Source organism: Nocardiopsis trehalosi NBRC 14201 (assembly GCF_001552555.1).
In the GTDB taxonomy this organism is placed as follows: Bacteria; Actinomycetota; Actinomycetes; order Streptosporangiales; family Streptosporangiaceae; genus Nocardiopsis_B; species Nocardiopsis_B trehalosi.
The window spans coordinates 1-10,288 of record NZ_BCRK01000204.1; the positions used below are offsets into that span (position 1 = coordinate 1).

The 10,288-nt window shown below is 74.0% G+C and carries 10 protein-coding genes; 8 read left to right on the forward strand and 2 right to left on the reverse strand.

What is annotated here, in order from left to right; translation table 11 throughout:
- Positions 1 to 120: 120 nt before the first annotated feature.
- On the reverse strand, positions 121 to 2,667 hold the full coding sequence (gene pepN, locus NT8_RS24470) for an aminopeptidase N (protein WP_067974286.1): 2,547 nt from the start codon (positions 2,665 to 2,667) through the stop codon (positions 121 to 123).
- Positions 2,668 to 2,836: 169 nt separating this feature from the next.
- Here pepN and NT8_RS24475 point away from each other — a divergent pair, with 169 nt between their 5' ends.
- The 8 genes from NT8_RS24475 (at position 2,837) to NT8_RS24500 (ending at position 9,171) form a co-directional block, all read left to right on the forward strand.
- A complete protein-coding gene (locus NT8_RS24475) occupies positions 2,837 to 3,484 on the forward strand; it encodes a mycothiol-dependent nitroreductase Rv2466c family protein (RefSeq protein ID WP_394326599.1) in 648 nt (215 codons plus the stop codon).
- A gap of 12 nt (positions 3,485 to 3,496) precedes the next feature.
- Entirely contained in the window at positions 3,497 to 3,658 is a 162-nt protein-coding gene (locus NT8_RS30085) for a hypothetical protein (RefSeq protein WP_169805258.1), read from the forward strand.
- Between the two features lie 43 nt (positions 3,659 to 3,701).
- The gene (locus NT8_RS24480) at positions 3,702 to 5,123 is read left to right on the forward strand and encodes an aldehyde dehydrogenase family protein (RefSeq protein WP_067974288.1); all 1,422 of its coding nucleotides are present in this window, start codon (positions 3,702 to 3,704) and stop codon (positions 5,121 to 5,123) included.
- Between the two features lie 83 nt (positions 5,124 to 5,206).
- Positions 5,207 to 5,350, forward strand: a complete 144-nt coding sequence (locus NT8_RS29605) for a hypothetical protein (RefSeq protein ID WP_157515960.1) — start codon at positions 5,207 to 5,209, stop codon at positions 5,348 to 5,350.
- Positions 5,351 to 5,478: 128 nt separating this feature from the next.
- Positions 5,479 to 5,946 carry a ribose-5-phosphate isomerase gene (locus NT8_RS24485; RefSeq protein WP_067974291.1) on the forward strand — a complete coding sequence of 156 codons (468 nt, stop codon included), beginning with the start codon at positions 5,479 to 5,481 and terminating at the stop codon, positions 5,944 to 5,946.
- Positions 5,947 to 6,314: 368 nt separating this feature from the next.
- A complete protein-coding gene (locus NT8_RS24490) occupies positions 6,315 to 7,427 on the forward strand; it encodes a PP2C family protein-serine/threonine phosphatase (protein WP_067974294.1) in 1,113 nt (370 codons plus the stop codon).
- Positions 7,428 to 7,465: 38 nt separating this feature from the next.
- Entirely contained in the window at positions 7,466 to 8,809 is a 1,344-nt protein-coding gene (gene mgtE, locus NT8_RS24495; protein ID WP_067974306.1) for a magnesium transporter, read from the forward strand.
- A gap of 131 nt (positions 8,810 to 8,940) precedes the next feature.
- Positions 8,941 to 9,171 carry an antitoxin gene (locus NT8_RS24500; protein ID WP_067974298.1) on the forward strand — a complete coding sequence of 77 codons (231 nt, stop codon included), beginning with the start codon at positions 8,941 to 8,943 and terminating at the stop codon, positions 9,169 to 9,171.
- 84 nt (positions 9,172 to 9,255) lie between these two features.
- Here NT8_RS24500 and NT8_RS24505 read toward each other — a convergent pair whose 3' ends face one another.
- A complete protein-coding gene (locus NT8_RS24505; RefSeq protein WP_067974301.1) occupies positions 9,256 to 10,140 on the reverse strand; it encodes a hypothetical protein in 885 nt (294 codons plus the stop codon).
- Positions 10,141 to 10,288: the final 148 nt, after the last annotated feature.

A 10,288-nucleotide genomic window follows, 5' to 3' on the forward strand; every position in this document is an offset into this window, starting at 1 on the left:
CCGCTCGACCCCTGGACGTGAGCGGCCCGCCGCGCGGCGCCCGGCCGAGACCGGGGCACCGCGCGGCGGGCCCATCGCGCGCGGGCGCGGGCCGCCCCCGAGGGGACGGCCCGCGCCGGGTCACCCCTCGCCGCGCGCGGCGTCGGCGCGGCGCGCCGCGAGCGCCCGCTCCACGCCGGCCCGGCCCTCGACCAGCAGCCGGCGCAGCGCCGGCGCCGGGTCCTCGGCGTCGAGGTAGGCGTCGGTGCGGCGCAGGGTGGCGTCCTCGATGAGCTGCGCGGGGTAGGCCATGGCGGCGAACGTCTGCGCGAACTCGCCGGTCCAGTCGCGCCACGCCTCGGCCAGCCGCTCGTAGTACTTCTCGGCGTAGGGCCGGTACAGCTCGGCGTGCGCGGGCTCGGTCAGCCCGCCCAGGACCGCCCGGAACTCGGTGTTGGCGAGGTCGGCGGAGCGCAGCCGGTCCCACGCCTGCGCCTTGGCGTCGGGCGTGGGGATGGCGGCCCGGCACCCGGCGGCCTGCCGCTCGCCGGTGGCCGTGGGGTCGGCCTCCAGCTCCGCCGCGATCTCCTTCTCGCCGGCGCGGCCGTGCACGACCAGGCGGCGCAGCAGCGTCCACCGCAGGTCGGTGTCGATGGCCAGGCCCTCGACGGTGATGGCGCCGTCGAGCAGCCCCTGCAGCAGCGACAGGTGCTCGCCGCTGACCGCCGCGTCGGCGAACCCGTGCACGTAGGCCAGCTGCAGGTCGCCGGCCGGCTCGGCCGCGCCGAGCAGGTCGCGCAGCCGCCCGGCGAGCAGCGCGAACCCGGTGTCGCGCCACGCGGGGTCGGTGTAGTTGTACAGGGCCGACACCGCCTGGCGGAGCAGCATCTGCACCACCGACACGTCGCCGACGCCGCCGATGCCGGAGACCACCAGCCGCACGTAGTCGCGGGCGGCCATCTCGCCGTCGCGGGTCATGTCCCAGGCGGCGGCGAAGCACAGCGCGCGCGGCAGCGACTCGGTGATGTCGCCGGCGCCCTCGACCACCGTGCGCAGCGACCGCTCGTCCAGGCGGATCTTGGTGAAGGTGAGGTCGTCGTCGTTGACCAGCACCAGGTCGGGGCGGGCGGTGCCGACGAGCTGCGGCACCTCGGTGCGCTCGCCGGAGACGTCCAGCTCGACGCGCTCGCGGCGCACGATGCCCTGCTCGGTGCGGTCGTACAGGCCGATCGCCAGCCGGTGCGAGCGCAGCGTGGGGTGCTCGGGCGCGGCCTCCTGGAGCACCGCGAACGAGGTGAACCGGCCCTCGCCGTCGACCTCGAACTCCGGGCGCATGGTGTTGACGCCCGCGGTCTCCAGCCACTCGCGCGACCACGCCGACAGGTCGCGGCCGGACGCGGCCTCCAGCTTGCGCAGCAGGTCGGCCAGCTCGGTGTTGCCCCAGGCGTGCTCCTCGAAGTACGCGCGTACCCCGGAGAAGAACGCCTCGGTGCCGACGTAGGCGACGAGCTGCTTGAGCACCGACGCGCCCTTGGCGTAGGTGATGCCGTCGAAGTTGACCTCGACCGCCTGCATGTCGGGGATGTCGGCGGCGATCGGGTGGGTGGAGGGCAGCTGGTCCTGGCGCAGCGCCCACGCCTTCTCGATGTTGGCGAAGGTGGTCCAGGCGTCCTTCCACCGGGTGGCCTCGGCCTGGCAGTAGACGCTGGCGAACGTCGCGAACGACTCGTTCAGCCACAGGTCGTCCCACCAGCGCATGGTGACCAGGTCGCCGAACCACATGTGCGCCATCTCGTGCAGGATGGTCTCGGCGCGGCGCTCGTAGCGGGCGTCGGTCACCCGCGACCGGAAGACGTAGTCCTCCAGGAAGGTGACGGCGCCGGCGTTCTCCATGGCCCCGGCGTTGAACTCGGGGACGAAGAGCTGGTCGTACTTGGCGAAGGGGTAGCGCCGCCCGAACAGGCCGTGGAAGAAGTCGAAGCCCTGCTTGGTGACCTCCAGGATGGCCTCGGCGTCGAGGTGCTCGGCCAGGGAGGCGCGGCAGAACACGCCCAGCGGGATGCCGTCGTGCTCGTCGCGGACCACGTGGTAGGGGCCGGCGATGAGCGCGGTGATGTAGGTCGAGATCCGCGGGGTCGCGGGGAAGTGCCACCGGGTCTTGGGGGAGCCGTCGTCCACCGTCGCGCCGGCGACGTCGGGCGCGTTGTTGGAGACGACGGTGTGGCCGGCGGGGGCGAAGACCGTCAGTTCGAACGCGGCCTTCAGGTCGGGCTGGTCGAAGCACGCGTACATGCGGTGCGCGTCGGAGGTCTCGAACTGCGAGTACAGGTAGGTGCCGCCGTCGACCGGGTCGACGAAGCGGTGCAGCCCCTCGCCGGTGCGCATGAAGGCGGCGTCGGCCAGCACCTCCAGCTCGTTGTGCTCGGCGAGGTCGGGCAGCGCGATGCGGCCGTCCCGGACGACCTCGGCGGTGTCGAGCGCGCGGCCGTTGAGCACCACCGAGTGGACCTCGGGGGCCACCAGGTCGATGAAGGTCGCGGCCCCCGGCTCGGCGCAGTCGAACCGCACCACGGTCCGCGACGGGAAGATCCGGTCGCTCACCGTGAGGTCGAGTTCCACGTCGTAGGAGGCGACGTCGAGAATGCGCGCTCGCTCGCGTGCTTCGTCACGAGTCAGGTTGCCCGCCACGTCCGCTCCCTTCACGACCGCCCGGACCGGGGCGGTCTCGAATGCTGGTCGGGACCGATCCTGCCACGCATCGGCGCGGAATGCGGAACCAGGCGCGGAGGTTGCTCCTGGGTGATGCCCGTGGCGGCGCCGGCCCCGGCGGCCGGCGCCCGGAGAAGGAGGAACGCGGTTGAGTGAGGCGAGCGGAAGCGCGGTGGACGGCGGCCGGGACGGCGGGACCGCCCGCGCCGACCTCTGGTTCGACCCGGTGTGCCCGTGGGCGTGGATGACGTCGCGGTGGCTGCTGGAGGTCGCGCGGGTGCGCCCGGTGGAGCCGCGCTTCCACGTGATGAGCCTGTCCGTGCTCAACGAGGGCCGGGACGTCGACGCCGGCTACCGCAGGATGCTCGACGAGGCGTGGGGCCCGGTGCGGGTGGCCATCGCCGCCGAGCAGCGGTTCGGCAACGAGGTCCTGGGCCCGCTCTACACCGCGCTCGGCGAGCGGTTGCACGTCCGCGGCGAGTCCCGGTCCGACGCGACCATCGCCGGGGCCCTGGCCGACGCCGGACTGCCCGCGGACCTGCTGGAGGCGGCCGGCTCCGCCGACTACGATGAGGCCCTGCGCCGCTCCCACCACGACGGCATGGACCGCGTCGGCCAGGAGGTCGGCACCCCGGTCATCTCGGTGAACGGGGTGTCCTTCTTCGGGCCGGTCGTCTCCCCGGCCCCCAAGGGCGAGGCCGCGGGCCGGCTGTGGGACGGCGTGCTCCTCGTCGCGGGCACCGACGGCTTCTTCGAGTTGAAGCGCAGCCGCACCCGCGACCCCATCTTCGACTGAGGGACGCGAGACATGAGCGCTCCGGACGACGACCGGACCGTCGAGTTCGACGACGACCTGGACATCCTCCCCGACACCACCTCCGACGAGCGCGGCCCGGGGTGGGGCGATGCCCCCGACGCCGACGACAACACCGCGCGCCTGCTGGAGGACCGGCCGCCCCACTGGGGGTAGCCCGGCCGGAATAGTAGAACCGGGTTCTGGGAATGTGGGAGCCATGCGATCCCTCTACATCAACGGAACCTGGACCCCGTCCGCCTCGGACACGGCCCTGGACGTCGTCAACCCGGCCACGGAGGAGGTCATCGACTCCGTGCCGGCCGGCGACCCCGCCGACGTCAGCCGCGCCGTCGCGGCCGCCCGCGCCGCCTTCCCGGCGTGGTCGGCCCTTTCGGTGGCCGAGCGGCGCGGGCACCTCGCCCGCGCCCTCGACCTCCTCCGCGAGCGGTCCGCCGACGTCGCCGCCGCCATGGCCACCGACATGGGCGCCCCCCTGGTGTTCGCCACCAAGGTGCAGGCCGGGCTCCCCCTGCTGATGTTCCAGACCTTCCTGGAGCTGCTCGACGAGGTCGGCGACCGCTACTTCGGCGGCGAGCGGGTCGGCGACTCCCTCGTCGTGCGCGAGCCGTTCGGCGTCGTCGGCGCCATCACCCCCTGGAACTACCCCCTCCACCAGATCGTGCTCAAGGTGGTGCCGGCGGTCGCCGCGGGCAACACCGTCGTGCTCAAGCCCACCGAGGTCGCCCCGCTCGCCGCCTACGCGCTGGCCGAGGTGTTCCACGACGCCGGGCTGCCCGCCGGCGTGTTCAACCTGGTGTCGGGCACCGGCCCGGTCGTGGGCGAGGCGATCGCCGCCCACCCCGGCGTCGACATGGTGTCGTTCACCGGCTCCGGGCGCGCCGGCCGCCGGGTGTCGGAGGTCGCGGCCGCCACCGTCAAGAAGGTCTCCCTGGAGCTGGGCGGCAAGTCGCCCAACGTCATCCTGGCCGACGCCGACCTCGCCGCGGCGGTCAAGCGCGGCGTCGCCGACGTCATGCGCAACACCGGGCAGAGCTGCAACGCCCTGACCCGGATGATCGTCCCGCGCGAGCGCTACGCCGAGGCCGTGGAGCTGGCCGCGGCCGCCGCCGCCAAGTACGCCCCCGGCGACCCGTTCGCCGAGGGCACCCGCATGGGGCCGCTCGTGTCGCGCGCCCAGCTCGACCGGGTCCGCGACTACATCGAGACCGGCGTCAAGGAGGGCGCGCGGCTCGTCACCGGCGGCGCCGAACCCCCCGAGGGCACCGACCGCGGCTACTACGTCCGCCCCACCGTGTTCGCCGACGTCCGCAACGACATGCGCATCGCCCAGGAGGAGATCTTCGGCCCGGTGCTCGCCATGATCGCCTACGACACCGAGGAGGAGGCGGTCGAGATCGCCAACGACACCGTCTACGGCCTGTCGGCCGGGGTGTGGGCGGGCGACCGCGACCGCGCGCTGGCGGTGGCCCGCCGGCTGCGGGCCGGGCAGGTCGAGGTCAACGGCGCCGGGATGAACCCCCGCGTGCCCTTCGGCGGGTACAAGCAGTCGGGCGTGGGCCGGGAATGGGGCCTGCACGGGCTCGACGAGTTCTGCGAGGTCAAGGCCATCCAGCTCTAGGGGCGGGGCGGGTCCGGCCGCCGCCGGGGCCATGGCACAATGCCCGGTGGAAACCCGTATCCGCCCCCATGACGAGGTGTGAGTTGAGCAAGCCGACGGAGTCGAAGGCCGGCCCGCTGGGCAAGGACATCATGGCCATGGTCATGGCGATCGTGGTCGCCGTGGTGCCGATGGGCCTCTTCGCCGCCATGGGCATGGGCATCGCCGCCGCCAGCGGCTCCCTGTAGGGGTGCCCGCCGGCCGCCCGGGGACCGCCCGGCCCCCGAGGCGCCACCCGGCCCCGCCCGCCGATCCGCCCGCCCGTTCCCGGCGCTGTGCCGCCGGGGGCGGGCGGTTCTCATGAAAGACTTCCCACGTGCGCGTTCACATCGGTTCCGACCACGCAGGCTACGAGTTCAAGGAGCACCTCGTCTCCTGGCTCCGCGACAAGGGGCATGAGGTCGTCGACGCCGGACCGGCCGTCTACGACGCGGCCGACGACTACCCGCCGTTCGTGCTCCGCGCGGCCGAGGGCGTCGCGGGCGACCCCGGATCCCTGGGCATCGTCGTCGGCGGCTCCGGCAACGGCGAGCAGATCGCCGCCAACAAGGTGGCCGGGGTGCGCGCCGCGCTCGCCTGGAGCGACGAGACCGCGCGCCTGGCCCGCGAGCACAACGACGCCAACGTCGTCAGCATCGGCGCCCGGATGCACAGCACGGCCGACGCCACCCGCTTCGTGGAGGTGTTCCTCGACACCCCCTACAGCGGCGAGGAGCGGCACTCGCGGCGTATCGGCATGCTCGGCGCCTACGAGCGCACCGGCGAACTCCCGCCTCTGCCGTAGGCGGCGGCGCGGCCGCCGGGGCGCGCCCCGGCGGGCCGGTGGGACGCGGGGGGCGGGCGGGCCGCGGGTCGGCCCCCGTGGCCGGCGGGGTGGGCATGACCCCTGTCGCCACCCTCCGCCGCCGGCCCGCGCGAAAGGTTTTTCCCGGGCGTTCACAGCGCGGGAGCCCGCCGGACGGACGGGCGTGCTCCGGGGTGATTTCCCACTGTTTCGCGCGTTCGGGCGCCGGACGCCTGACGGAGAGCGCGTTCTAGCCCATACTGGATCATGATGAGTACAGCGCGGATTTCGGCGCGCACGCAGGACATATATCGGTCGGCCGGTTCCCGGGGGGTCGGGCGGTGCCCGCGCGCTACAGTGCGGGCACGATGAACGCCTCACCCACCGCCCGGCTCCTCCGCCGCACCCGCTCCCTGGGGCAGCGCGTCCTCGCCCTGCTCCGGCGCAAGGTGCTGTTCCGCTACCGGCTGGTGCTGATCACCCTGGTCCTGCTCGCCGTGGGCATCGGCGTCGGCGCGGTCTGGGGGCCCACCGGGTGGTTCCCGCCGAGCGCCGTCATCCTCACGGTGCTGGCCGGCGGGCTGCTGCTCAAGCGCAAGAGCCTGGCGTTCCTCCTCGCCGTGGTCGCCGCCGTCCTGCTGTTCACCGCGTTCGCCCTGGACTTCGGCCAGGTCGGGCCCGGCCTGCTCGTCACCATCGGGGTGACCGCGGTCCTCGCCTACCTGCTGTCGGGGGTGCGCGAGCGCCTCGGCGTCCAGGGCCTCAGCGGCGAGAAGATGCTGCTCGACCTGCGCGACCGGCTCCGCTCCCAGGGCACCCTCCCCGAGCTGCCCGACGGCTGGGGCCGGGCCGCCGTGCTGCGCCAGGCCGGCGGGTCGTCCTTCGGCGGCGACTTCGTGGTGTCCATGCGCCACGGCGACCGCCTGGAACTCGCCGTGGTCGACGTGTCGGGCAAGGGCGTCGACGCCGGCACCCGGGCGCTGCTGCTGTCGGGCGCGTTCGGCGGGCTCATCAGCGCGGTGCCCAGCGGCGAGTTCCTCTCCCACTGCAACGACTACCTCATGCGCACCTCGGTGGGCGAGGGGTTCGTCACCGCGGTCCACCTCAGCCTGGACCTGGAGACCGGCGACTACATCATCACCTCCGCCGGGCACCCGCCCGCCGTGCAGTTCGACAGCGGCACCGGCGCCTGGACCACCACCGACGCCAAGGGCGTCGTGCTCGGCGTCATCCCCGAGATGACCTACGTCCCGGTCAAGGGGCGGCTCCGCCCCGGCGACGCGATCATGCTCTACACCGACGGCCTCATCGAGACCCCCGGCGAGGACCTGGACGCCGGCATCGACCGCCTCCTCGGCGTGGCCGACCGCTTCGTCAAGGACGGGTTCGACGCGGGCGCCGAGGGCGTGGTCGACACCCTGGGCAAGGGGAAGAACGACGACACGGCCCTTGTGGCGATCTGGCGGTCCCGCCCCCGGTAGGGTCCATGGGGTGCCAGGCGACGAGGGGGGTGCGCGGCATGTCCGAGGACGAGCGCGGCGAGGACCTGGCCTCGCTGGTCGAGGCCAACGACTTGACTGGCGTCCGCCTCTGGCTCGCCGAGCATCCGCCGTACGAGATCGCCGACGAACTCGCCCGCATGGACAGCGAGGTCGCGATCGTGCCCTTCCGGCTCCTCGACAAGGACCGGGAACTGGAGGTCTTCGAGGAGCTGGACCCCGTCCACCAGCAGGAGATCCTGCTCGGCCTGCGCGGCGCGGCGTTCCACGAGCTCCTGGAGCAGATGGACCCCGACGACCGGGCGCGGCTGATCGGCGAGGCCCCCGCCAAGATCGCCACCCGGGCGCTGGCCGGTCTGAGCCCGGCCGAGCGGAAGATGACCGCCGCTCTGCTGGGCTACCCCGAAGGCTCGGTCGGCCGCTACATGACCCCCGAGACCGTCGTGCTGCACCGCGACCTCACCGTGGGCCGCGCCCTGGAGGTCGTGCGCGCCAAGGGCGCCGACGCCGAGACCGTCTACACCCTGCCGGTGGTCGACGACGGCCGTCGGCTGGCCGGCACCGTCCAGCTCAGCGACCTGGTCGTCAACGACGACTCCGCGCTGATCAAGGACTGCGTCGACGTGCTCGTCCCGCGCGTGCGCGCCACCGAGCCGGCCGAGGACGCCGCCCGGCTGGTGCAGGAGGCCAACCTCGTCGCGCTGCCGGTGGTCGACTCCGAGGAGCGGTTCCTCGGCCTGCTCACCTTCGACGACGCCCTGGAGCTGATCGAGGCCGCCGACTCCGAGGACATCGCGCGCCAGTCCGGTGCCAGCCCGGTCGCCGGGCACTACGTGGCCGCGAGCGTGCTGCGGCTGGCCCGCGCCCGCTCGGTGTGGCTGCTCCTGCTGATCGTCGCGGCCACCCTCACCGTCAACGTCATGCAGGTGTTCGAGGCCACCCTGGAGCAGGTGACCGCGCTCGCGCTGTTCGTCCCGATGCTCACCGGAACCGGCGGCAACGTCGGCTCGCAGTCGGCCACCGCCATCGTGCGCGCCCTGGCGGTGGGCGAGGTGCGGGTGCGCGACCTGCCGCGCGTGGCGTGGAAGGAGGCCCGCGTCGGCGTGCTGCTGGGCCTGATGCTGGCCGCCATCGCCCTGGTCATCGGCGCGGCGCTGGTGGGGGTCCGGATCGCCGTCGTCGTGGCGGTGTCGGTCGTGGCCATCTGCACGTGGGCGGCGGTCATCGGGGCGTCGATGCCGCTGCTGGCCCGCCGGGTCGGGGTCGACCCGGCCGTCGTGTCCGCCCCGCTCGTCTCCACCTTGGTCGACGCCACCGGGCTGCTCATCTACTTCTCGATCGCCCGCATGGTGCTCGGCATCTGACCCGCCGTCGGCGCCGCGGCGGCGCCGCGGCGGCACGGCTGCGGCATCGCCGCAGGTTAAGCGGGCACCCAGCGGGTATCGGGCGGACAGGGCCGACGTACGTCGGGTGAGCGTCCAACAAGGGGGATCGGATGTCCGGACTCGGAGACGCCTTGGGCAAGCTCAAGAAGGCCGCCAGCGAGAACAGCGAGAAGGTCGCCGAGGGGGTCGACCGCGTGGCGCACCTCGCCAAGCGGCGCACCGGCGGGAAGTACGACGACCACATCGACCGCGCCGGGGGCTCGGCGACCGAGTACCTGCGCAAGCGGGCCGAACGCGACCGCCGCGAGCGCGGACGACCCGAGGGGGAGGGCCACCGCTAGACCGCCGCCGACAGGGCGGAGCGAGGGCGCCGGGACGGCCACCGTCCCGGCGCCCTCCGGTCGCGGGGGGCCGACCGCCGGAGGTCAGCGCCCGGAGCCGCGGCCGTCGGTCGCCCGCTGGACGCGGCCGCGCATGCGGTCGCGCAGCGCCGCCGCGCCGTCCGCGCGCCGATCGCCCGCGCCCTCCGCGGTCCCGGCCGCCGGCGCCTCCGCGGCCGGGGGAGGGCCGGTCGCACCGCCGCGCCGCGCCGCCTCGGAGAGCGCGGCCTGAAGGGGGAGGGCCGCCTCGGTCCCCGGGGCGCGATCCGCCCGCGCCTCCTCCCGCGCGTAGCGGAACGGGCCGGGGACGGCCAGGCGGGCCCGCGCGGCGTCCGCAGCGCGGTGCAGCGGGTGTTCGTACAGCTCGGTGCGGACCTGCTTCTCGTTGAGACTGCCCTCGGACAAGCGGTCGGCGAGCGCCACCGCGGCCTCCCACACGATGGGGTCGGACATGATCCGCTCGGCGTGGGACTCGGCGTACCGGAGGCCCGCGTCGTCCCCTTGGAGGAGGACGGAGATCCGCCTCCGGTTCTGCGTCCTGCGGTCCCGCCACGCGTCGTTTTCCTCCGCGTTCCGCCGGACCGCGTCGTTGTACCGCGCGAGGGCGGCCCCGCCGGTGGGCGGGGGCCCGGTGGACACGCCCGTTCCGTGCGGGGCCCTGCTGCCGGACGGCGCCCCGTTGTACTCGGGGGCCCGCTGCTTCACCTCGTGGAGGTACCGCGCGGTGGCGGCGCTGTCCGCCGCCCAGGCGATCGCCATGTGGTCGGCGCGGGCCCACGAGCCTACTCTCAGGGGCGCGGAGACGGGGCCGATGTAGTCGAGCTTGTCCAGTCCCTTCAAGGTGCCGCCGAGCATGAGGTGGACCACGGCGGAGGCCGAGCCGCCGAGCAGCATCTGCTCGTAGTCGGCGACGTTCTCTTGGAAGTACATCGGTGCCCTTCGATCCGGGGGTACCGAGGGCCGGTCCACCGTGAGGACCGGTTCCACGGAAAGATCGCCGCATCGTACCGCCGCGGCCCGGCCACCGGCCCCCCGGCGAAGGGCGGGCCGGAGGCGCGGGATCTAGGTCGTGCTTTTT

Bases quoted from the DNA above. Each gene is read 5' to 3' on its own strand.
- NT8_RS24500 (WP_067974298.1), top strand. From the start codon at position 8,941: ATGTCCGGACTCGGAGACGCCTTGGGCAAGCTCAAGAAGGCCGCCAGC.
- NT8_RS30085 (WP_169805258.1), top strand. From the start codon at position 3,497: ATGAGCGCTCCGGACGACGACCGGACCGTCGAGTTCGACGACGACCTG.
- NT8_RS24480 (WP_067974288.1), top strand. From the start codon at position 3,702: ATGCGATCCCTCTACATCAACGGAACCTGGACCCCGTCCGCCTCGGAC.
- NT8_RS24505 (WP_067974301.1), bottom strand. From the start codon at position 10,140: ATGTACTTCCAAGAGAACGTCGCCGACTACGAGCAGATGCTGCTCGGC.
- NT8_RS24490 (WP_067974294.1), top strand. From the start codon at position 6,315: ATGAACGCCTCACCCACCGCCCGGCTCCTCCGCCGCACCCGCTCCCTG.
- mgtE (WP_067974306.1), top strand. From the start codon at position 7,466: ATGTCCGAGGACGAGCGCGGCGAGGACCTGGCCTCGCTGGTCGAGGCC.